General features: G+C 63.8%; 19 protein-coding genes and 1 pseudogene. 15 read left to right on the forward strand and 5 right to left on the reverse strand.

Annotated elements, in window-relative coordinates; all coding sequences use genetic code 11:
- Positions 1 to 41: 41 nt before the first annotated feature.
- Both AC1DS6_RS33115 and AC1DS6_RS33120 read left to right on the forward strand, forming a co-directional pair.
- Entirely contained in the window at positions 42 to 1,115 is a 1,074-nt protein-coding gene (locus tag AC1DS6_RS33115; protein ID WP_477103983.1) for a zinc-binding metallopeptidase family protein, read from the forward strand.
- A gap of 102 nt (positions 1,116 to 1,217) precedes the next feature.
- Positions 1,218 to 2,519, forward strand: a complete 1,302-nt coding sequence (locus AC1DS6_RS33120; RefSeq protein WP_441625917.1) for a UDP-N-acetylglucosamine 1-carboxyvinyltransferase — start codon at positions 1,218 to 1,220, stop codon at positions 2,517 to 2,519.
- A 151-nt stretch (positions 2,520 to 2,670) separates the two neighbouring features.
- Here AC1DS6_RS33120 and AC1DS6_RS33125 read toward each other — a convergent pair whose 3' ends face one another.
- The 3 genes from AC1DS6_RS33125 to AC1DS6_RS33135 form a co-directional block, all read right to left on the reverse strand.
- Complete coding sequence (locus AC1DS6_RS33125) at positions 2,671 to 3,390, reverse strand: Crp/Fnr family transcriptional regulator (RefSeq protein WP_441625919.1); 720 nt, start codon at positions 3,388 to 3,390, stop codon at positions 2,671 to 2,673.
- Between the two features lie 276 nt (positions 3,391 to 3,666).
- Positions 3,667 to 4,011, reverse strand: a complete 345-nt coding sequence (locus tag AC1DS6_RS33130) for a hypothetical protein (RefSeq protein ID WP_441625921.1) — start codon at positions 4,009 to 4,011, stop codon at positions 3,667 to 3,669.
- 78 nt (positions 4,012 to 4,089) lie between these two features.
- Positions 4,090 to 4,572, reverse strand: a complete 483-nt coding sequence (locus AC1DS6_RS33135; RefSeq protein WP_477103984.1) for a Spy/CpxP family protein refolding chaperone — start codon at positions 4,570 to 4,572, stop codon at positions 4,090 to 4,092.
- A 301-nt stretch (positions 4,573 to 4,873) separates the two neighbouring features.
- On the opposite strand from AC1DS6_RS33135, the gene AC1DS6_RS33140 reads away from it, so the two are divergent.
- Positions 4,874 to 5,050 carry a CsbD family protein gene (locus AC1DS6_RS33140; protein ID WP_477103985.1) on the forward strand — a complete coding sequence of 59 codons (177 nt, stop codon included), beginning with the start codon at positions 4,874 to 4,876 and terminating at the stop codon, positions 5,048 to 5,050.
- Positions 5,051 to 5,095: 45 nt separating this feature from the next.
- Here the strand turns inward: AC1DS6_RS33140 and AC1DS6_RS33145 are convergent, their stop codons facing one another.
- Complete coding sequence (locus AC1DS6_RS33145) at positions 5,096 to 6,802, reverse strand: ABC transporter ATP-binding protein/permease (RefSeq protein WP_477103986.1); 1,707 nt, start codon at positions 6,800 to 6,802, stop codon at positions 5,096 to 5,098.
- Between the two features lie 517 nt (positions 6,803 to 7,319).
- On the opposite strand from AC1DS6_RS33145, the gene AC1DS6_RS33150 reads away from it, so the two are divergent.
- From AC1DS6_RS33150 to acs, 9 genes are all read left to right on the forward strand, one after another.
- Positions 7,320 to 7,670, forward strand: a complete 351-nt coding sequence (locus tag AC1DS6_RS33150) for a hypothetical protein (protein ID WP_477103987.1) — start codon at positions 7,320 to 7,322, stop codon at positions 7,668 to 7,670.
- A 538-nt stretch (positions 7,671 to 8,208) separates the two neighbouring features.
- Positions 8,209 to 8,514, forward strand: a complete 306-nt coding sequence (locus AC1DS6_RS33155) for a DUF485 domain-containing protein (RefSeq protein WP_441625931.1) — start codon at positions 8,209 to 8,211, stop codon at positions 8,512 to 8,514.
- A complete protein-coding gene (locus AC1DS6_RS33160; protein ID WP_441625933.1) occupies positions 8,514 to 10,178 on the forward strand; it encodes a cation acetate symporter in 1,665 nt (554 codons plus the stop codon). Before AC1DS6_RS33155 ends, AC1DS6_RS33160 begins: the two co-directional genes overlap by 1 nt.
- A gap of 10 nt (positions 10,179 to 10,188) precedes the next feature.
- Positions 10,189 to 10,437 (forward strand): hypothetical protein, encoded by a 249-nt coding sequence (locus AC1DS6_RS33165; protein ID WP_441625935.1) that lies wholly within the window; start codon positions 10,189 to 10,191, stop codon positions 10,435 to 10,437.
- Between the two features lies 1 nt (position 10,438).
- Entirely contained in the window at positions 10,439 to 13,180 is a 2,742-nt protein-coding gene (locus AC1DS6_RS33170; protein WP_477103988.1) for an ATP-binding protein, read from the forward strand.
- Positions 13,177 to 13,563 carry a response regulator transcription factor gene (locus tag AC1DS6_RS33175; RefSeq protein WP_477103989.1) on the forward strand — a complete coding sequence of 129 codons (387 nt, stop codon included), beginning with the start codon at positions 13,177 to 13,179 and terminating at the stop codon, positions 13,561 to 13,563. Before AC1DS6_RS33170 ends, AC1DS6_RS33175 begins: the two co-directional genes overlap by 4 nt.
- Positions 13,560 to 15,713, forward strand: coding sequence for a 3'-5' exonuclease (locus tag AC1DS6_RS33180; protein WP_477103990.1), 2,154 nt, complete (start codon positions 13,560 to 13,562; stop codon positions 15,711 to 15,713). The genes AC1DS6_RS33175 and AC1DS6_RS33180 overlap by 4 nt, the downstream gene beginning before the upstream one ends.
- A 14-nt stretch (positions 15,714 to 15,727) precedes the next feature.
- Complete coding sequence (locus AC1DS6_RS33185; protein WP_477103991.1) at positions 15,728 to 16,846, forward strand: DUF294 nucleotidyltransferase-like domain-containing protein; 1,119 nt, start codon at positions 15,728 to 15,730, stop codon at positions 16,844 to 16,846.
- 158 nt (positions 16,847 to 17,004) lie between these two features.
- The gene (gene acs, locus AC1DS6_RS33190) at positions 17,005 to 18,978 is read left to right on the forward strand and encodes an acetate--CoA ligase (RefSeq protein ID WP_477103992.1); all 1,974 of its coding nucleotides are present in this window, start codon (positions 17,005 to 17,007) and stop codon (positions 18,976 to 18,978) included.
- A 61-nt stretch (positions 18,979 to 19,039) separates the two neighbouring features.
- Here acs and AC1DS6_RS33195 read toward each other — a convergent pair whose 3' ends face one another.
- The gene (locus tag AC1DS6_RS33195; protein ID WP_477103993.1) at positions 19,040 to 19,501 is read right to left on the reverse strand and encodes a PRC-barrel domain-containing protein; all 462 of its coding nucleotides are present in this window, start codon (positions 19,499 to 19,501) and stop codon (positions 19,040 to 19,042) included.
- Between the two features lie 440 nt (positions 19,502 to 19,941).
- Between AC1DS6_RS33195 and AC1DS6_RS33200 the strand changes: the two genes are divergently transcribed.
- From AC1DS6_RS33200 to AC1DS6_RS33210, 3 genes and pseudogenes are all read left to right on the forward strand, one after another.
- Positions 19,942 to 20,892, forward strand: a complete 951-nt coding sequence (locus tag AC1DS6_RS33200) for a DnaJ C-terminal domain-containing protein (RefSeq protein WP_441625949.1) — start codon at positions 19,942 to 19,944, stop codon at positions 20,890 to 20,892.
- Positions 20,893 to 20,896: 4 nt separating this feature from the next.
- Complete coding sequence (locus AC1DS6_RS33205) at positions 20,897 to 21,214, forward strand: chaperone modulator CbpM (RefSeq protein ID WP_441625951.1); 318 nt, start codon at positions 20,897 to 20,899, stop codon at positions 21,212 to 21,214.
- Between the two features lie 75 nt (positions 21,215 to 21,289).
- Positions 21,290 to 22,345 (forward strand): annotated as a pseudogene (locus AC1DS6_RS33210) (PHA/PHB synthase family protein); the annotation flags it as partial.
- Positions 22,346 to 22,492 lie beyond the last annotated feature (147 nt).

Consider the following 22,492-nt stretch of genomic DNA (forward strand, 5'->3'; position numbering starts at 1 on the left):
TTCTGCCTGGCTGCGCCATGCCCTACTGAGTCAAACCGTTCATGAAGACTTTTCACTGCGGCAATTGCTCCAACCATGTCTTCTTCGAGAATGTCATCTGTGAACGCTGCAATGCCCTCCTTGGCTACGTCTGCGAGGACGCGCAGATCAGGGCCTTCGAACCCGCCGAAGGCAACGTGTGGCGGAGCCTGCATGCCGGCGCGGACGACCGGCTCTACAAGCAGTGCGAAAACTATGCGGTGCACGGTGTGTGCAACTGGATGATCCCCGCTGGTTCGGAGGATGCGCTTTGCCAGGCCTGCAAGCTGACCCGCACCACGCCAAATCTCGCGATGCCAAACAACCGCCTGTACTGGGCGCGCCTGGAGACCGCGAAACGCCGCGTGCTCTATACCCTTGTGGCATTGGGATTGCCCGTCGTGTCCCGGGAGGAAGATCCCGAAAATGGCTTGCAGATCGATTTCCTCGAAGATGCCGGTGGCAAACGCGTGATGACGGGGCACGACAAGGGCCTCATCACCATGAACATCGCGGAAGCCGACGATGCCCATCGTGAAATGACCCGCTCCCGGATGGGTGAGCCCTACCGTACCTTGCTCGGCCACTTCCGCCACGAGATTGGCCATTACTATTTCGACCGCCTGATTGCCGGCACGCGCTGGCTGGAAGCGTTCCGGGAGCGGTTCGGCGATGAGCGGGCCGACTATGGGGCGGCGCTGCAGGCGCATTACGGCCTGGGTGTCCTGCAAGGATGGGAGCAGACCTACGTCAGCGCCTACGCGGCCGTGCACCCGTGGGAGGACTGGGCCGAAACCTGGGCGCATTACCTGCACATTGTCGATACCGTGGACACCGCCGCGGCGTGCGGGCTTGCACTCAAGCCAAGCAGCGCCGGGGAGCCGACCCTGACGGACCAGACGCCGGTCGAGGATGCGAGCTTCGACAGCCTCATGAACCGGTGGTTTCCGCTCACCTATGTGCTCAACAGCCTGAACCGGAGCCTGGGGCTGCCGGATGGCTACCCGTTTGCGCTGTCGCCGCTTGTCGTGGACAAGCTTCGCTTCGTGCATGACGTGGTGTCGGCGGGGCCACAAGCGCCTTTGCCTGCACCGTAGACCCGTTTCCGCACCATTCCCGTCATTCCGGCATTCGCATAGCAAGTACAATGCTGGGCTTCGTCCCGGAATGTCCGGGTCCGCCCCGCTATACCTGATCCCATGTCCAATCTCATCGTGCACGGCGGCAAGCCGCTCCGCGGCCGTATTACTCCCTCGGCCAACAAGAATGCAGTGCTGCCCGTGCTCTGCGCCACGCTGCTCACCGATGAGCCTTTGCGCTTGCATGGCGTGCCCGATATCACCGACGTGCGCAAGATCCTCGATATCTTCCGCGCTTTGGGCAGCAAGGTGCATATGGACCACGCCACCGGCACGCTGGAACTGCACCATTGCGAAACCGTCTTCGATGCTGCCCGCCATCGGCTGCCCGAGGAAATGCGCTCTTCGATCATGCTGGTGCCCCCGTTGCTGGCGCGCTTCGGCGTTGCCCGGCTGGAGGACAACGTCAAGGGCTGTACGCTTGGCGTGCGCGAGATCGATCCGCACGTCGACGTCTTCCGCCGCTTCGGCGGCGAGGTGGAGCGTGTCGACGGCTCGCTGCTCGTGCGCAGTGCCGGCCTGCTGACACCCACCGACCACTGGCTGGATTACGCATCGGTCACCACGACGGAGAACTTCGTGCTGTGCGCCGCCGCCGCGGGCGGCACGTCCACGCTGACCAATGCGGCATCGGAGCCGCATGTGCAGGAGTTCTGCCGCTTCATGGCGATGATCGGCGCGCGCATCGAAGGCATTGGCACCTCGCGCCTGACGGTGCACGGCGGCAACGCCCTGCGTGGCGGGGAGTTCACCTTCGACGAGGATTTCCACGAGATCACGACCTTCCTGGCGCTGGGCGCCATCACCGGCGGCGATGTTGTCGTGCGCAACAGCGCGCCCGGCAATTTCCCGCTGATCGACCGGACCTTTGCCAAGTTCGGCGTGCAGATCACGCACGAGGACGGCTGGTCGCGCGCCACCTGCGCCGGCCCGCTGAAAGTGCAGACGCCCTTCACCAGCAACGTACTCACCAAGGTCGAGGCCGCGCCCTGGCCGTATTTCCCGGTGGACCTGCTGCCGATCTTTATCGCGCTGGGCGTGCGCGCGCAGGGCAACGCCATGTTCTGGAACAAGGTGTACGACGGCGCGCTGGGCTGGACCGGCGAGCTGTCGAAGTTCGGCGCCCATGTGTTCTCGTCCGACCCGCACCGGCTCATCACCTTTGGCGGCAATCCGCTGACGCCGGCGGTGGTGGAAAGCCCGTACATCATCCGGGTGGCGATCGCGTTGTTCATGGTGGCCGCCAGCATCGACGGCCGGTCCGAGATCCGCAACGCGGCGCCGATCCGCCGGGCCCATCCCCGCTTCGTCGAGAACCTGCGCAGCCTGGGCGTGCAGGTGGAGTGGACGAGCGAAGATTAAGGGCAGGGCTGCGCGGGCCGGGCAACGCGGGTCTTCCGCAAGCGCGGCCCGCCACGTTCAGCGCGACGCCGCGGCGACTGCCCCGGCGATGTCCACCTCGCCGGGAAAGCTCGTCCTGGTCCGCTTCGCGACCGCCTTGCCGCCGGGATTCTCAGGTTGCAGGTTTACCGGGCAACAGGCGGTCGAACTCGCGCTTCACAACGGCATAGCACTCGCAGGCATGCTTTTCGAGCGCTGGCCGGTCGAGCACCGCAATATGTCCATGGCTGTATCGAATCAGGCCGGCGTTCTGCAGTTTCAAGGCCGCCTCGGTGACGCCCGAGCGCCGCACGCCCAGCATGTTCGAAATCAGTTCCTGCGTCATCGTCAGTTCGTTGGACGGCAGCCGGTCGATGCTTAGCAGCAGCCAGCGGCAGAGTTGCTGCTCGATGGAGTGATGGCGGTTGCAAACGGCGGTCTGGGCCATCTGGGTGATCAAGGCCTGGGTATATCGCAGCAGCAAATGCTGTATGGGACCGCCGCGGGTGAACTCCTGTTTCAGGATCTTTGCATTTAGCCGGTATCCGTGGCCGCCGCTTTGCACGATGGCCCGGCTCGGCGTCGTCTCGCCGCCCATGAACAGGGCAATGCCGACGATTCCCTCATTGCCGACGATGGCAATCTCGGCGGACGCGCCGTCCTCCATCACGTAGAGCAGCGAGACGATCGACGTGGTCGGGAAGTACACATTCGCCATCTGGTCGCCCGACTCGTACACGACATGGCCCAGCGGGAGATCGGTCAGAACCAGATGGGGCGCGAGGCGCAGCCACTCCGCTTCCGGCAGCACGGCCAGAAGGTGGTTGGCCTTGGGATCCTGGACGGAAGTCACGCTTCGCCTCCCAATACTGTTTGGGTTGACTGCCGGTCACATTGGCGTTGTCTGCCCGCGCGCGGAACTGCGGGGACGACAACAGACGGCCTCTATAAATATAGGGCAGCAATATCGGAAGCAGAAGGCGCTGCACGGCCAGGAGTGCGCGTGGAGCCGCGTGGAAACCTTGCCGGGGGACGGCAGGGGGGAGGGGGGATGACGCTGCCCGAGGCTTACCCTTGGCTTGCAGCCTGGCATGCGGGATACATGCCAGGCTGCCTGTGCATCACCCGGTTAGCGGATCTGCAAAGGAAAGAACAGGCTGATGCCGGGTGCCGGCTGAGGTACATAAGCCACGGGTGGCGGCGCATAGACGTAGCCATAGCGCTGGTCGTCATAGTAGTTGCCGCGATAGTGATTGTGATCGTAGCGCTGGTTGCCATGCCACGCGCCGTTATGTCCCTGATGGGCTGAAGGATGCGGGTTGCCATGGTTCTGCTGGCTGGGATGGTGGTCGCGGTCTTCGCCGAAGGCCGGTGCCGTCGACACGGCGCCGATGGCCATCGCCAGGCCGAATGCCGCGACGGTCCGCGCGCTCGCAGAGCGCATCCACCTTGACCGCGCTGTTGAGGTGTTCATCATGATCTCCTGTGTTCGGGTGGAAGCCCGGACCGCACCGCGTTGCTTGCGCCCGCGGCTGCCAGCCGGGTCCGGGATTCAGTTCCTCCTCGAAGCATGTTGCTCCCTGGTCCGGAAGATCAGGTCGGCATTCTTCTTCTGTACGTCCGACATGCTGTCGTACAGGTCCCGGAACACGGGCGTGAGCTTCCTGATGCCATCGGCATGGGCGTCGGCAATCTCGCCATAAGACTTGAGGTCGCCAAGGGCGGTCATGCCTTTGACGTCGTCAGCCCGCTCCTGACGCAGCGAATCCATCCTGCTCGCGTTGTCGCGCATGACCTGCGCGACCTTCAGCCAGAGCTGTTCCTGGGAGCGGGTGATCTGGAGCTTCGCATGCAGGTCGCTGATGTGCATATCGATGCGCTCTTGCTTCGCAATCTTTAAAACGTGCGAGGTACCCTGGGCATCCGTGGCCGTGATGGCGCCGGCGGGACCGGCCAGCGCCAGCGCCGAAAGAAACGCGATGGACGGCAGGACGAACGCCGTCCTTGGCTGGAAATAGCGGGCGGTGAGTTTCATGATCGGTCTCCTTGGACATTCCATGATCTCGCCGGCGGCTCGCCAGTGCTGGCGGCGCGATCGCATGCGTACTTGTGCGCCAGTTTCCGGTGCGCGTCTGTCCGGCAACGGACAAGGATGAGGGGGGAGCCCTTCGCCGGTACGGGGCAGGCGACGGCGATCGCCAACTGTCCGGCATCGTACCGACACTGCCGCAAATTGGTGTCAGCCTGACTGTCCTGGAAAGATGTCTCGTGGTTCGCGCGATGACGCGCCAGGCGTAGCGCTGGCCGGCCATTCGCCGTCTTCAAGGAGCAAGATCATGAACTCAGATCAAGTGAAGGGTCGCATCGAACAGGCAAAGGGGAAGATGAAGGCAATGTTTGGCAAAGGAACGGGTAACAAGAAGACCGAGCTGGCCGGCAAGATAGAACAGATCGTCGGCTCCACGCAGGCTTTGTATGGTGACGCGAAGGAGGAATCCAGGAAGCAACCGTAGGCGGTCCGTCCTGGCAGAGGAGAGCTGCCGGACCGCCTCCCGGAGTTACCAGCTGAAGCGGTAGCTCCGGGAGCGGTGGAGTTCCCAATCGCCGTTTCCCTTCAGTTCCAGCACCTGTTGGTGGTATTTGAGGAGCGTGGGCCGGTGGCTGACGCTGACCAGCGTCGTCGGGGCGGTGGATAACTGGAAATAGAGACGTTCTTCATTGCCAATGTCCAGGGCGCTGGTGGCCTCATCCAGCATCGCATAGCGTGGTTGCGCAAGCAGCACGCGGGCAAAGGTAAGACGCTGTTGTTCCCCCACGGAGAGAACCTTCCCCCAGTCCAGAACCGCATCCAGCCCGCCAAATCGTTCCACGAAGTCCGGCAGGCTTACCGCGTCAAGCAGTTGCAGGAGTTCCTCGTCGGATATCTTCCGGTCATCGAGATTGGGGTACAGCAGTTGGCTGCGCAGGCTTCCCAGCACCATGTAGGGATGCTGCGGCAGGAACAGCATCTGCTCAAGTTCCGGCCTTGCGATGCGTCCGGTGCCGCAGTTCCACAGCCCCGCTATCGCACGCATCAGCGAACTCTTGCCGCCTCCGCTCGCACCCACGATCAGCAATCCCTGTCCGGGGTTGATCGATACGGTGAGATCCCTGACGAGGGTCCGCTCGCAATTTGGCGTTTGCAAGGTGACATGCTCGAGCGCCAGGCGCGAGTCGCGCGTGGCTTCGATCCGGTCCCCGGCTTGCCTGGGCGTCGCCGGTGCTTCCTTCAGCGAACCTGAGAACGTGCTCAGCCGGTCGAGTCCGGCGGCAAATCGGCTCAGGCTTTCAAAGTTATCGACGATGACGGTGAGCGCGGCCAGTATCGCGGCAAAGGCGCCGGCTGCCTGGATGGCCCGGCCGACTTCGAGCTCGCCCGAGAGCACGCGCGAAGCCACGATGGCACTCGGCAGCATGATGGTCAGGAATGCATAGGCATACTGAAACAGATTGAGGTTCAGTTGCCATCGGATGAGCTTGCTGAAATTCGCGAAGACGTGATCGAAACGGTCCCGCACGTGAAGGGACTCAAGTGCCTCGCCGCGATGAAAGGTAATCGATTCAGCGTTCTCGCGTACCCGGATCAGGCTGAAGCGGAAATCCGCTTCCCGTTTCAACTGGTAGAAGTTCAACCCGATCAGGATTCTCCCGAACAGGAAGATGGAGACCAGCGTGCCCGCGATTGCATAGAGGACAAGAAAAAGGACCAGTTCCTTGGAGATCGACCAGAGCACGCCGCTAAACGCAAAAAGCTGTAACAGTGCCCCCAGGCCAAGCAATAGAAAATACAGGGATTGGTTTGTGAACGTGTTGATATCTTCCGAGATTCTCTGGTCGGGGTTGTCTATCTCGGTATTGGCGTTCAGTTTGTAGAAAGCGTGATTCCTGAAATATTTATCCAGGTAGTGGCTGGTCAGCCAGCGCCGCCAGTGGATGCCAAGTGTATTTCTGACGTAGTAGTAGAGAGCGTAGACCGGCACGGCTGCGATCATGACATAGACGCACAAGAGGATGGAGTGCCAGAATCTGCCGGCATCCTTCGCCGCCAGCGCCGACGTGAACTCGCCGGATTGCTCGTTGAACAGCACATTGACGCCGGTCTGGCCAAGAAGCAGCAGGACCAACAGGAAAAGGAACAGCCTGGCCTTCCATCTTTCCCGCGAGAACCAGTAAGGTTTCGCGATTTCCCAGAATCGCATCCACAAGTTACCGCCAGCGTTTCCCATGATCCTTCTCTTGCCCGAACCGGAGCCATGATTGCGTCGCCAGCCCGGCCAGAGTGCCTCTCTTGGCAGCGCCGGAACGCGTCACGCTCTTCGAATGCCTGCCTCACGCCCCCCTGAGCCTTCCGGGGCCGTTGATCCGTCACATGTGCTCTCTGCCGGCGAGATGCGTGCAATGGGTTGGAAGGCCATGTATTGAAATATAGGTGAGCCAACCGGCGATGGCGGATTTTTGGCAGGAATCCAGGGCGATATGATTTTGCAAATTGGTACGCTTGCGGACAGTAATTATTTCAAAAACAAGGTATAAATACACGTAGGGGCGCACATGCCGCAACATACCAGACTCGGCGCCGGGATTTTATGGAAGATGTCCGGTATGGGGCCCCACCAGTTTCAAATTCGGATTTGATGGTTGGCGATATTTTATAAGAATTGACAGAAATAGAATCGATCCCTGTCCGGATATTTTCATATTGAATGTGGGATAAAGAACCAGATTCTGGTTGGGGGTAAGGGTATGTCAAAGGAAGTTTGTCGCGCCGTCGTCGTTGTCTATCGAAGTAGTCCGGCCAGCTGGTTCTTTGCCGAAGTGGCTGGCAATGACATCTACCGGTTCGGGCCGTTCGAGAGTGAACGCATCGTTAGCGAAATCCTCCCCGTGATCTACCCTGCCGACCTGCAGCGTGAAACCATCACCGCGATGATCGATTGCGACGATGCCACCCTGCTATGCGCGGCGCGCGGAAACATCGCGCCGCCGCCTCCCGGCCCCAGGGCGAATGAAAAGCCGCAGGCGCAGGCATCCGTCTCCTCTGGCTCCGTCTGGCGAGCCTTCTTCAGTCGCCGTATCCAGGGCCGGATGGCGTGAGGAACAGTCTCGCGCGCCGTCACGGGAAATTCCCGCGATGGGGGCACGGCCATTCCGCATGACACTACGTGAATGCCGGCACCGCGTCGGTACGCAAGCGGGCATGCCCGCTTGCGATTGCGGGACTTGGCTGATGAACCCATATCGCATTGCTGCCTCTGCCTCGCCAGCGAATGTGTCAGTCCTGCCGGGCAGCTTTGCTGCCGTCGCGCTTCAGCTGGAAACTGTCCGGCAAATGTCCGGAGAATGTCTGAAGAAGAAGTCTGAAATGCCGAAACGCGGGCGCGCATCAAGCCGTAAGACAACCGGTACGGGACCGTACCGATTCTTATTTCAATCCCGGGCATGATGCCGCCGGTTGCCTTTTGACTTTCCGCGCATGCCGGATGCCATGAACGAGACTGCAGCGAAGATCGGCTTTACGTCACTTGCCCATGGGCTGCATGCATATCGCCATTGATTGTTGCCGCTGTTCGACATAAGACTGAAGACAGCGCGTCGCATGCGCACCTCCTGCCCGAAGAACCGGAGATAAGACATGGAAGAAGATCTCGTTCAGCGGATACGGTCCAATCCCAACTATCAGCGGCTGGTATCGACCCGTTCTACCTACGGATGGGTGCTCGCCGGGATGATGATGGTCGTGTATTACGGCTACATTCTCCTGGTTGCCTTCGGCAAGACCCTGCTTTCCACCAGGATCGGCGACGGCGTGATGACCTGGGGTATTCCGATCGGACTCTTTGTGATCGTATTTACCGTGGCCATCACCGGCATCTACGTCTGGCGCGCCAATCGCGAATTCGACGACCTGACGGCTCAGATTCGCAAGGAGGTGCTGTAATGTCGACCCGGAACCGCATCCTGAGCACACTGACGCTGCTTGCCCTGTGCGGGGCGGTCTGGGGAGCCGGCGGCGACCTTGGCCAAATGCAGAAGCAGCCGACCAACTGGACTGCGATCTCCATGTTCGCTGTCTTTGTGGTGTTTACCCTGTTCATCACGAAATGGGCCGCCAGCAAAACCAAGTCCGCCGCGGATTTCTATACGGCCGGCGGCGGCATCACCGGCTTCCAGAACGGCCTGGCAATCGCGGGCGACTATATGTCCGCGGCATCTTTCCTCGGGATATCGGCCGCGGTTTATTCGAACGGCTATGACGGCCTGATTTATTCGATCGGCTTTCTGGTCGGCTGGCCCGTCATCACCTTCCTGATGGCCGAGCGGCTGCGTAACCTCGGCCGCTTCACCTTCGCCGACGTGGCTGCCTATCGCTTCGAGCAGACACCGATCCGCGTATTCGCGGCCTCGGGCACGCTGGTGGTGGTGGCGTTCTACCTGATTGCCCAGATGGTCGGCGCCGGACAGCTGATCAAGCTGCTGTTCGGCCTGGAGTACTGGCTTGCCGTGGTGATCGTCGGCACGCTGATGATGGTTTATGTTCTGTTCGGGGGCATGACGGCGACCACATGGGTCCAGATCATCAAGGCCGGCCTGCTGCTCGCGGGCGCGACGTTCATGGCAGTCATGGTGCTGGCGCAGTTCCATTTCAATCCCGAAGCGCTGTTTGCCAAGGCGGTCGACGTCCATGCCAAGAAGGATGCCATCATGGGTCCCGGCACCTTCATCAAGGATCCGATTTCCGCCATTTCATTCGGCATGGCGCTGATGTTCGGCACGGCAGGGCTGCCGCACATCCTGATGCGGTTCTTTACCGTGCCAAGCGCCAAGGAAGCACGCAAGTCCGTGTTCTGGGCGACGACGTGGATCGCCTACTTCTACCTGCTGACATTCATCATCGGCTTTGGCGCCATCGTGCTGGTCAGCACCAACCCGGTATATAAGGATGCGCTTGGCGGCTTGCTGGGCGGCAACAACATGGCTGCCATCCACCTTGCGAACGCCGTTGGCGGCAATGTGTTCCTCGGTTTTATCTCCGCGGTGGCCTTCGCCACGATTCTTGCCGTGGTCGCCGGGCTGACGCTGTCCGGCGCTACTGCGGTTTCGCATGACCTTTATGCGACCGTGTTCAAGAAAGGCAAGGCGGCCAGCGATAAGGAATTGCGCGTTTCGCGGTATACGACAGTCGCGCTGGGCGTCGTGGCGGTGATTCTCGGGATTGCGTTCGAGAAGCAGAACATCGCGTTCATGGTGTCCCTGGCCTTTGCCGTTGCGGCATCGGCTACCTTCCCCGTGCTGTTCATGGCTGTGCTCTGGAAAGACTGCACGACGCGCGGCGCGACCATCGGCGGCTTTCTCGGCCTGATCACCGCGGTCGGGCTGACCATTGTCTCCAAATCGGTCTGGGTGGATGTATTCGGCTACAAGGATGCGATCTTTCCGTACACATCGCCTGCCTTGTTTTCGATGACCGCAGGCTTTGTCGGCATCTGGCTGTTCTCGATTCTCGACAATAGCGATCGTGCCCGGGTTGACCGCGCAGGGTACGAGGCGCAGAGAGTCCGGTCGGAAACCGGCATTGGCGCGTCGGGCGCTTCCGGCCACTGAAGGACGCGCCGTGTTGCGCCGCAACCTTGTCGGACACCGCCTGATCGCGCTGTTTGCCCTGGGCTGGCTGCTGTTCAACTATCCGCTGCTGGCCCTGTTCAACAACACGCTCACCTGGTTCGGCATCCCGCTGTTGTACGCCTATCTGTTCGCCGCATGGGCGGTGCTTATCGTTCTGCTGGCAGTCACCGCGGAGCAGGAAGCACCGCGAAAAGGAAACCCTCAGTTCGCCCCGCCCGCACCTGCGCCGAGGGACTGACATGCTGCAGGGCTGGGTCGTTGCGCTGGCGTCGTTCACGTACCTTGGCATGCTGTTCGCCATTGCGTATTACGGCGACAAGCGCTCGGACGCGGGCGCCAGCGTCATCAACAACCCATACCTGTATGCGTTGTCGCTGGCCGTGTACGCCACGTCGTGGACATACTACGGCAGCGTCGGCCGCGCCGCCGTCAGCGGCATCGGCTTCTTGCCCATCTACCTCGGCCCTACACTGATGGCGGCGCTATGGTGGACCGTGCTGCGCAAGATCATCCGTATCAGCAAGAACAACCGCATCACGTCGATTGCCGATTTCCTGGCTTCGCGATACGGCAAGAGCGCGCTGCTTGGCGGCCTTGTCACGCTGGTGTCGGTGGTGGGCATCGTGCCTTATATCGCGCTGCAACTAAAGGCCGTCTCGGCGAGCGTGGCGGTACTGGTGCATTCCGCCGACATCGGCATCCGGCGCGGCACGGCAGGGCCGGTGTGGTCGGACACCACGCTGTACCTCGCGCTGATGCTGGCCATATTCACCATCCTGTTCGGCGCCCGCCATATCGATGCTGCGGAGCGCCATGAGGGCATGGTCGCCGCGATTGCGTTTGAATCGCTGGTAAAGCTGGCGGCCTTTCTCTCGGTAGGGATCTTCGTCACCTTTGGCCTGTACGATGGCTTCGGGGATCTGTTCGGGCGCGCGGGCGCGGTTCCCGCGCTGAAGGCGCTCCTGACATTGAATGGCGGTACCGTGACATTCGGCAGCTGGGCCGCGCTGGTATTCCTGTCGATGCTGTCGATCCTGCTCCTGCCGCGCCAGTTCCAGATCGCCGTGGTCGAGAACGTCGACGAGAATCACCTCAGGAAAGCCATCTGGATGCTGCCCTTGTACCTCCTGGCGATCAATCTCTTTGTGTTGCCGATCGCCTTCGCAGGCGTGCTGCGCTTTCCGGGCGGCCAGGTCGACCCGGATATGTTCGTGCTGGCGTTGCCGCTGCAGGAAGGCGCTCCGGCGCTGACGCTCCTTGTGTTCATCGGCGGGCTGTCGGCCGCGACCGGCATGGTCATCGTCGAAACCATCGCGCTCAGCACCATGGTCTGCAATGACCTGGTGATGCCCTTGCTGCTGCGCCTGAAGCCCCTGCGGTTCGGCCATCGCGCCGATATCAGCGCGATGCTGCTCGCGATCCGGCGCGCGGCCATCGTGCTGTTGATGATGCTGGGATACGCCTACTTCCGCCTCGCCGGCGAAGCGTACGCGCTGGTCTCGATCGGCCTGATCTCGTTCGCGGCCGTGGCGCAGTTCGCGCCCGCGATGCTGGGCGCCATCTATTGGAAGAACGGCACGCGGCGCGGCGCGCTGGCTGGCCTCGGCGCAGGCTTCCTGCTCTGGCTGTACACGCTCCTGCTGCCATCGTTCGCGCAGTCCGGCTGGCTGCCGGCCAGTTTTGTCGAATACGGGCCGTTCGGCATCGGGTGGCTGAAGCCGCAGCAACTGTTTGGCCTGGCCGGGCTGGACCCGGTCTCGCATGCGCTGTTCTGGAGCATGCTGGCGAACGTCGGCGGCTATGCCGGCGTGTCGCTCACCAGTCCGCAAAGCGCGGCGGAACGGGTGCAGGCCATCCTGTTCGTGGATGCCTATGCCCACGGCGGCAGCGCACTGGGTTCCCATGTGTGGCGCGGCAGCGCTTCGGCCGAAGCGGTACTTGCGTTGTTGCGGCGCTTCCTTGGCGGCGTACGGGCCGACGAAGCGTACGCGCGGTTCCACCGCGAGCGTGCCGGCGCCAGCCCGCTGGCCGCCGACGCCGCGCTGGTGCATTTCGCGGAAATCCAGCTGGCAGGTGCGATCGGCGCCGCATCGGCGCGCGCGATGATCGCCTCGGCGGTGAATGAAGAGCCGCTCGGCCTGGACGAAGTCATGGCAATACTGGATGAGACCTCGCAAGCGGTCGCCTACAGCCGGCAACTGGAACAGAAATCGCGAGAACTGGAGATGGTATCGGCCGGACTCAAGGCCGCCAACATGCGGCTCACCGAGCTTGATCACATGAAGGACGACTTTATTTCGACAGTGACGCACGAGTTGCGCACCCCGCTTACGTCAATCCGCGCGTTCTCCGAAATTCTTCGCGACCATCCCGATCTTGCCGCTGCCAGGCGCAGCGAATACCTTGACATTGTGATCAAGGAAAGCGAGCGCCTCACACGTCTCATCAACAACGTGCTCGACCTTGCCAAGATCGAATCCGGCAGCACCGAATGGCACCCCGTGCCACTAGACTTGAAACAAGTGATCGAGGATGCGGTAAGCGCCACCCGGCAACTGTTTGCGGACCAGCGCATTCAGCTTGAGCTGCACCTGCCGCCGCAGGTCCCGCTGATACTGGCCGACCCCGACCGGCTGATGCAGGTGATGCTCAACCTGCTGTCGAACGCGGCAAAGTTCTGCGACCGCGCGGACGGCCGGGTCGCGGTGAGCCTGGAGGCGGCGGGCGGCGATTTGCGCGTCGCGGTGCGCGACAACGGTTGCGGCGTGCGCCCGCAGGATCGAGAGCTGATCTTCGACAAGTTCCGCCAGGGCGGCGACAGGCTGGCGGGCAAGCCCCAGGGCACCGGGCTCGGATTGCCGATCAGCCGGGAAATCATCCGCCATTTCGGCGGTGCGCTGTGGCTGGAGACCACGCAGGACAACGGCGCGGTATTCGTATTCACGCTGCCGCTGCCGAACGCACCGGAGACAACGTCATGACCCACAAAGTCCTTATCGCCGACGACGAACCGAACATCGTGATCTCCCTGGAATTCCTGATGCAGCAGAGCGGCTACGAGGTGGGCATCGCGCGCGACGGGGAGGAAGCCCTGGCGCAGATGGCCGCGTTCCAGCCCGATCTTGTCCTGCTCGACATCATGCTGCCGCTGCGCAGCGGCTTCGAGGTCTGCCAGAAGATCCGCGAGAACAAGGCCTGGGATCGGGTCAGGGTGGTCATGCTATCGGCGAAGGGGCGGGACCTTGAGGTGAGCAAGGGCCTCGCGCTGGGCGCCGATGCGTACATCACCAAGCCGTTTTCCACCAAGGAGCTGGTTGAGAAGGTGGGCGCATTGCTCGCGAGCTGTCAGAGAGACCTCGAATGATTCGAACGTGGATCGCCGGGCACCGCTTCGGCGTGACATTGGCGCTGCTCTTCCTGGCGCAGTTGCTGCTCGCCGGCGCGATCCTCCTGCCGCTCGCGATCGACCTGCCGGACGCGCAGCGCACCTGGTTGCGCGCGTTGCTGCTGCAGCGCGGCGCGCTGTGGATTGCCCTCGCGTTGCTGCTGCTGCTTGGCCTGGGCATTGGCCTGAAAGCCCTGTTCGACGCCTACCTGACGCCGGTCGCGCGGCTGGCCGAAGACGCCGCGCTGCTTGCGGCCAACCCCGGTCATCGCATCGCGCCACAGGGCGCGCGCGATGTGCGCGTCCTGGTCGACAAGCTTAACCTGCTGGCGGCGTCCCATCAGGCCGTGCACGACGACGTGCAGGCCAGGATCGAGCTGGCGAACCGCGCGCTGGCCGAGGAGAAGAACCGGCTCGCCGCGCTCATGGCGGAGCTTGCGCTGAGCGTGCTGGTCTGCAATATCGAAGGGCGAATATTGCTCTACAACGACAGCGCCAGGCAGTTGCTGGAAGCTGGCCGGGGCGGCGCGCCCGCGGCTGGCATTGCGGCAATCGGCCTGGGCCGCTCCGTGTTCGGCGTGATCGAGCGGGGTCTCATCCTGCACGCGCTGGAACAGCTGCAGCACCAGCTCCGCGAGGGCGGGGCCGGCGGGGCGCGGCCGGTATCCGGATTCGTCGCCACGCTGTCGCAGGGCCAGATCGTGCGCGCGCACATGGCACCCGTGTTCGACAGCGCGCATACCCTCAACGGCTTCGTGCTGACGCTGGAAGACATCACCCGCAACGTCGAGGCCGACAACCGCCGCGACGCGTTGCTGCAGTCGCTCACGCAAGATGCGCGCGCCACGCTGGCGAATCTCCTTACGGCGGTGGAAACCCTCCAGGCGTTCCCGGCAATGAACGCTGAGAAGCGAGCCCAGCTTACCGGCATCATCGACGACGAATCGCAGCGCCTGGTGGGCCAGATCGGCCGTGCCGTGGATCAGCGCGGCGCCGGGATGGACAGCCATCAGGAGCTTGAAGAGATGCGCGGCGCCGACCTGCTCGCGCTGCTGCTGCGGCGGATCGGCAGCCCGTCGCTCAGCGTAGCCGCCAGCGATGCGGTCGACGCCACGCTGTGGCTCAAGGTGGACAGCTATGCCTTGACCCAGGCGCTGGCTTATCTGGCGCAGCGGCTCGCTACCGAAGCCGGCGTCACCGAGTTGCGTTTCGGCCTGTGCCGTGCCGGCCGTCTGGCCTATCTCGACCTTACCTGGCGCGGCGCGCCGCCAACCGCCGACATGCTGCGGGCGTGGGAGAACGCACCATTGCAGGCCGGCGCGGCCCTCTCACTGAGCGCGCTGATGGCGCGTCAGGGCGGCGAGACCGTGTGTTCGTCCGGCTCGTCGCCCGACATGGCCCGCTACCGTCTGATGCTGCCGGTCTCCGAGCCGCGGTCGGCGCTGGACAGCCTGCCGGCACAGCAAGGCCGCCCGGAGTTCTACGATTTCGACCTGTTCCACCAGCCGGGACAAAACGCCGAAATCGACCAGTGCCTGCTCGCGCAACTCAGCTACACGGTGTTCGATACCGAGACCACGGGGCTGGAGCCTGCCGCCGGCGATGAAATCATCTCCATCGGCGCCTTGCGCATCGTCAACGGCCGGCTGTTGCAGCGGGAGAGTTTCGAGCAGCTGATCCAGCCGCGGGGCGCGCTGAGCGCCGGGTCGATAGCGGTTCACGGCATCACGCACGCCATGCTCAATGGCCAGCCAATGATCGAAACCGTGTTGCCGCAGTTTCACCGTTTCGCCGCGGATACCGTGCTCGTCGCGCACAATGCCGCGTTCGACATGAAGTTCCTGCAAATGCTGGAGGAAAGAACCGGCACCGCCTTCACGCAACCCGTCCTCGATACGCTGCTGTTATCGCAGGTGATCCACCCCCATCAGACCGAGCACACACTGGAAGCGATCGCCAGCCGTCTCGGCGTGGCGGTGATTGGCCGCCATACCGCCCTGGGAGACGCGATCGTCACTGGCGAGGTCTTTCTCAAGATGACCCCGCTGCTCGCGGAAAAAGGCATTGTCACCCTGAAGGATGCCCGCGATGCCGCGCAACAGACCCTTTACGCGCGGCTCCGGTACTGAGGAACGTACAACCCATGAATGAGCCGCCCACGATCCATCCCGACGCCGTTTTCGACCCGCCCGATGCCCAGGCGGGCGCATTCATGCGAGACATGGAGGGCGCCCGCCGCCGCATCGCCGGCGCGCAGGACGGAGGCGGGCTGCAGCGGGCCGCCGCGGAGATCCGGGCGCTCTGGCATCGCGTGGCGGGCGAGACGGAAGCGGAGCCGCTTACGCGGCTGATCTCGACGCTGAACGATGCGTTGACACGGCGCGTGATAGACCTGGCCTGTGCGGGGCAGCAGTTGCAGGACGTACGCTGGTGCTGGATCGCGCTCGGCAGCGAAGGCCGCCAGGAACAGACGCTGTCGAGCGACCAGGACAACGGGCTCATCCTGGCTGGCAGCGGCGGCGCCCAGGCACTGCGCCAACGGATGCTGCCGCTGGCGCTACGCATCAACGAAGCGCTCGACGCCTGCGGGTTCCCGCTGTGCACCGGGCAAATCATGGCATGCAATCCGCAGTGGTGCCTCGACCTGCACGAATGGCGGGAGCGCTTCGCGAGCTGGATCATCGAAGGCGATCCGCGGGCGCTGCTCAACGCCACCATCTTCTTCGACCTGAGGCCGCTTCATGGCGCGCACGATCTGGCACAGGCGTTGATCGACTGGCTCGCGGACATGGCGCCGGACAACCCGCGCTTTCTGTACCAGATGACCGAGAATGCGCTGCGGCGCAAAGCGCCGCTCGGCCTGCTGCGCGACTTCGCGGTGGCCAGGAGCGGGAAGTTCGCCGGTACGATCGATCTGAAACGGGATGCCGCCACGCTGTTCGTCGACGCGGCCCGCATCTACGGCCTGGCTTGCCGCGCCCGCGCCAGCAATACGGCCGATCGCCTCCGGCGCGCCGGCGAGGCGCGGCGCCTGGAGCCACAGGATGTGCAAGCGTGGATCGGCGCGTTCAATGGCATCCAGACGTTGCGCCTGAAGACACAGCAGCGCTGTTTCGCACGCGGCTCGGCCATGCACAATCGTGTGGACCCGAACGAACTGGACGCGGGCGAGCGGCGCGCCTTGCGCGACGCCTTGCGCCAGGCCCGCGCACTGCAGAAACACCTGGCGCTGGACTACCTCGGTTTTCGCCAGGGAATCTGATCCCGCCGGCACCGGGTACGGCAGCGTACCGACGTCCGGGCCGATTGCGCGCACCGTTTGCTGAATGCCTTGATCCGCTTGTCGCAGGATGCCCGAACCCGCGGCGCGAGCAAGCGGATGGCGTGGCCCTATGCCCAACCTGCGCGCAGGAGTACGAAATGCAATCCATTGAATCGGTTCTCCAGGAACACCGCCTCTTTCCGCCGCCCGCTGATCTGGCGGCCCATGCGGCCATCTCAGGCATGGACGCGTACAAGACGCTGTTCGCTGAATCCGAACGCGACTACGACGGCTTCTGGGGGCGTCTCGCGCGCCAGGCGCTGACCTGGAAGACGCCGTTCTCCAAAGTGCTCGACGAGTCGAACGCACCTTTTTACACCTGGTTCGAGGATGGCGAGCTGAATGCCTCGTATAACTGCCTGGATCGCCATGTCGAGTCCGGCAGCGGCAACCGCATTGCCATTGTCTTCGAGGCCGACGATGGCACCGTGGCCGCCGTCACCTACCAGGACCTGCTGCAACGTGTGTGCCGCTTCGCGAATGCGCTCAGGAAGCGGGGCGTGAAGAAGGGCGACCGCGTGGTGATCTACCTGCCGATGTCGGTGGAAGGCGTGGTTGCCATGCAGGCGTGCGCGCGGATCGGCGCGACGCATTCGATTGTGTTCGGCGGCTTCTCGGCAAAATCGCTGCACGAACGCCTTGTGGATGTGGGCGCCGTTGCACTTGTCACCGCGGATGAACAGATGCGCGGCGGCAAGGCACTACCGCTGAAGAATATCGCGGACGAAGCCCTGGAGCAGGGCGGCTGCGACGCGGTGAAGAGCGTGATCGTGTACAAACGCACGGGGGGCAAGGTGCAGTGGAACGCGGATCGCGACCTGTGGATGCACGAATTGACGCAGGCCGAAGCGGGCACCTGCGAGCCGGAGTGGGTCGGCGCCGAGCATCCGCTCTTTATCCTGTATACCTCCGGGTCGACCGGCAGGCCCAAGGGGGTCCAGCACAGCACCGGCGGCTTCTTGCTGTGGGCCGCGCAGACCATGAAGTGGACCTTCGACTGGAAGCCCGCGGATGTGTTCTGGTGTACCGCCGACATTGGCTGGATCACCGGCCACAGCTATATCGCCTATGGCCCGCTCGCGGTCGGCGGCACCCAGGTGATGTTCGAAGGCGTGCCGACTTACCCGAACGCGGGCCGCTTCTGGGACATGATCGCCAGGCACAAGGTCACGGTCTTCTACACCGCGCCAACGGCGATTCGTTCACTCATCAAGGCCGCGGCGGTCGACGCGAAGGTGCACCCGTCGAACTACGACCTGTCGTCGCTGCGCATCCTCGGCACCGTCGGCGAGCCAATCAATCCGGAAGGGTGGATCTGGTACTACACCAACGTCGGAGGATCACGCTGCCCGATTGTCGATACCTGGTGGCAGACCGAGACCGGCGGCCACATGATCTCGCCGCTGCCGGGCGCGACCCCGCTTGTGCCGGGCTCGTGCACGCTGCCGCTGCCAGGCATCATGGCGGCGGTCGTCGATGAAACCGGGCAGGACGTGCCTGCCGGCCAGGGCGGGATCCTGGTCATCAAGCGGCCGTGGCCCGCGATGCTGCGCACCATCTGGGGCGACCCGGAGCGCTATCGGACCAGCTACTTCCCGGAAGAGCTGGGCGGCAAGCTGTACCTTGCCGGCGATGGCGCGGTGCGCGATCCCGAGACGGGCTACTTCACCATCATGGGCCGCATCGACGATGTGCTCAATGTGTCCGGCCACCGGCTCGGCACGATGGAGATCGAGTCGGCACTGGCCGCGAACGCGCTGGTTGCCGAGGCTGCCGTGGTCGGGCGGCCGGACGAGGTCACAGGCGAAACCGTGATCGCGTTCGTGGTGTTGAAGGGAGCGCGCCCGGAGGGCGAGGCGGCGGAGAAGATCGCCAACGAGCTGCGCGCGTGGGTGAGCAAGGAGATCGGGCCGATTGCGAAACCCAAGGACATCCGGTTCGGCGACAACCTGCCCAAGACGCGTTCGGGCAAGATCATGCGCCGCCTGCTGCGCTCGCTGGCGAAGGGCGAAGAGATTACTCAAGACATATCGACGCTGGAGAATCCGGCGATCCTCGATCAGCTCCGCTGAGCCGGAGCGGCGCCGCCGCACGTCGCTTCGGGCTACCCCAGACGGTGGGAGACGCACGCGCTCAGCGCTGCGTCTCCCGCTCGTACCGGTCCTGCTCCCAGTACGGCGGCCGGCCATAGTATTCGTGGATGCTGGTGGCCCACTGCGGGTCCGCCATGCTTGGCCAATGGTCCTTGTCGAAACCGGGCGCGGCCTCCAGCACTTCCTTGTCGATGCCCAGCACGAAGCTCTTGCGCTGGATGTCGAGCGTCAGCGCGGACCAGGGGACGGCGAAGAGCTTTTCGCCCATGCCCAGGAAGCCGCCAAAGGACAGCACCGCATAGGCGATACGCCCGCCGGGCACGTCCAGCATGATGTGGTCGACCTTGCCGAGCTTGTCGCCGCCCGGGCCGATCACCGGGTTGCCTTCCAGCGTATCGGCAGCCATCAGGAAAGGCCCGGGCCCCGCGCCGTTCTTCTCGATGTTGCCGACGATGGCGGCACGCGGGCCGCTGCTGATGTGGTCAAGTTCATACGGATTCATGATTGGACTCCAGGGAGGGTGGTCATGCCATGCGCCAGACATTGGCCCGCGCATCCGCGCAGCCGCCGATCGCGCCCGGCATTCGATAGACCGAGACTGACATCGACCGGCCATGGTGTCGGTACGATGGCGGACACGCAGATGTCTTTATTGGCACTTCGCGTGGGTTGGCCTCATGCGCGCATTGTCGCCAGCATGGCGCAGACAGCCGCCGCCATCAGCATGGTCACGACCATGCTCGGCACGGAGATCACGCCGTTGATGACGGCGCTCCAGTACAAGGCTTGCCACCAACATAGCCGGTTCCCGGACGCTTTCCCTCCCGCTCACCCGCGGCGTGCGTCTTGAGAGGCGCACGCCGCCCCCTTTGCCTATACTCAGTGACAAGTTGTTCGCAAGCGCCGTGCGCGTCCCGCACGCGAGCCGCCGGAGGGCCACTCATGGAGTTCAAGGACTACTACGCGATGCTGGGCGTGGAGCGCACGGCCACGCAGGATGACATCAAGCGTGCCTACCGCAAGCTCGCGCGCAAGTATCACCCTGACGTCAGCAAGGAGCCGGATGCGGAAGCCCGGTTCAAGGACGTGGCCGAAGCGTACGAGGCGCTGAAAGACGCGGAAAAGCGCGCGGCCTACGACGACGTGGGGGCGCGCTACAAGCACGGCCGCGAGTTCACTCCGCCGCCGGGATGGGATAGCGGCTTCGAGTTCAGCGGCGGCGATGCCGGTCGCGACCCGGAGATGGATCACAGCGATTTCTTCGAATCGCTGTTCGGGGCGAGGCCGGCGCAGGGCCGCGGCGCGCGCCATGCCGGCCGTATGGCCGGGGCGGATCATCACGCCAAGGTGCAGATCGATCTGAAGGACGCATACCGGGGAGGGCGCCGCACCATTTCGCTGCGCACGCCGCAGGTGGACGCCAACGGCCATGTCCGCTTGCAGGAGCGGCAACTGGACGTGAATATTCCCAAGGGCGTTCGCGGGGGACAGCATCTCCGGCTTGCCGGGCAAGGCGGCCCGGCGATTGGAGACGCGCCCGCCGGCGACCTGTACCTCGAGATCGAGATCGCGCCGCACCCGCGGTTCCGCGTCGACGATCGCGACGTCTACCTGGACCTGCCCGTCGCCCCTTGGGAAGCTACCCTGGGCGCCAGCGTCGACATACCCACGCCGGACGGCAGCGTGCTTCAACTCAGCGTGCCGCCGGGCTCGTCGGCTGGCCGCAAGCTGCGGCTCAGGGGCAAGGGCCTTCCCAGCACGCCGCCCGGCGACCTGTACGCGGTGCTCTCCATCGCCTTGCCGCCTGCCGACACGGAGCAGGCCAGGCAGGCGTACCGGGAGATGGCCAAGACCTTTAGCGGTTTTTCGCCGCGCCGTTCAACGGAGGCTTGATGCGATGAGCAATCAAAGCGGTTCGACGCTACAAGGCGTGCTTGTCGAGGAAGAGGTTCAGTTCACGCTGGTCGAACTGAGCGTGGCCTGTCACGCCGACATGGAGCAGGTGGTGGCCCTTGTCGAGGAAGGCGTGCTGACGCCGCGCGGCGAGGATGCGCAGGGCTGGCGCTTTGAGGGCGCCGCCCTGTCGCGCGCCCGCGCGGCGCTGCGTTTGACACGCGACCTGGAGCTGGGGCCCGCGGGCGTTGCACTCGTGCTTGACCTGCTGGACGAGATCGGGGCGCTCAAGGCGAAACTACGCCGCGCCAACCTGGCCTGAATGGCGTCCCTGTCCGGCCGCGCACAGATAATGCCACCGGAGGCCGCCGCGGGACCCGGGGCAATGGAGACAACGATGGCATTCCCCTACAACGTTCCTGATGAGTTTGTCCAGGGTTTCATCAAGTCGGGGCAAAGCCTGTGGCAGGCCATGGCGCCGACCGGCGCCGGCCCCTTCGCCGATCTGCAGTTGAACTACTTCCAGCAGCAGTTGGCGCTGTGGACACGGATGATGGTCAACATCGCGGGCGAACCGGCGGAGCCGGTGGTCGCACCCGAGCGCGGCGACCGCCGCTTCGGCGCCATCGAATGGCGCGACAATCCCGCCTACAGCCTGCTCAAGCAGAGCTACCTGCTCAACGCCAGGCTGGCCAGCGACATGGTGGAGGCCGCGGATCTGGACGAACCCGCCAGGCAACGGCTGCGCTTCTATACGCGCCAGTTCATCGACTCGATGAGCCCGGCCAACTATGCCGCCACCAACCCGGAGGTGATGCAGCTCGCATTCGAGACGCAAGGCGAGAGCCTGAAGGCCGGGCTCGGCAACCTGCTCGCGGACATGCGCAAGGGCGGGCTGTCGATCACCGATGAGACCGCGTTCGAGATCGGCAAGAACGTGGCCGTGTCCGAAGGCGCGGTGGTGTTCGAAAACGCGCTGTTCCAGCTGATCCAGTACGCACCCCTGACCCGGCGGGTGGCAACGCGCCCGCTGCTGATCGTGCCGCCGTCCATCAACAAGTTCTACATCCTCGACCTGCAGCCCGAGAACTCGTTTGTGCGGTTCGCCGTCGGACAAGGCTACACAGTCTTCCTGGTGTCGTGGCGCAACCCCGATGCCAGTTGCGCCCACGTCACGTGGGACGACTACCTGAGCCTGGGGGTGATGAAAGCGATCGAGGTGGCGCTGGCCATCGGCGGTGCCGACAAGCTCAACGCGCTTGGCTGGTGCGTAGGTGGCACGATCCTCTCTTCCGCGCTCGCGGTGCTGCGCGCGCGCGGCGACACCTCCGTGGCCAGCCTGACCCTGCTGACCACCATGCTCGATTTCCGGGACCCCGGCGACCTTGGCGTATTCATCGACGAGCAGGGCGTAGCAGCGCGCGAGCGGGCGATCGGCCAGGGCGGCATCTACCCAATCCACCCAAGATAAGCCGCCAAATAAAATCGCATTTTGCGCCGAGGACACTTGACAGGTGACGAGGTTCGAGCGGCCGCCGCCCTGCTTGCGCTGGCTGTTTAGCGCAAGCAGGGCGGCGGCCAATAGAGGATCATTTCTCGA

This window comes from Cupriavidus sp. 05L310 (genome assembly GCF_056398185.1).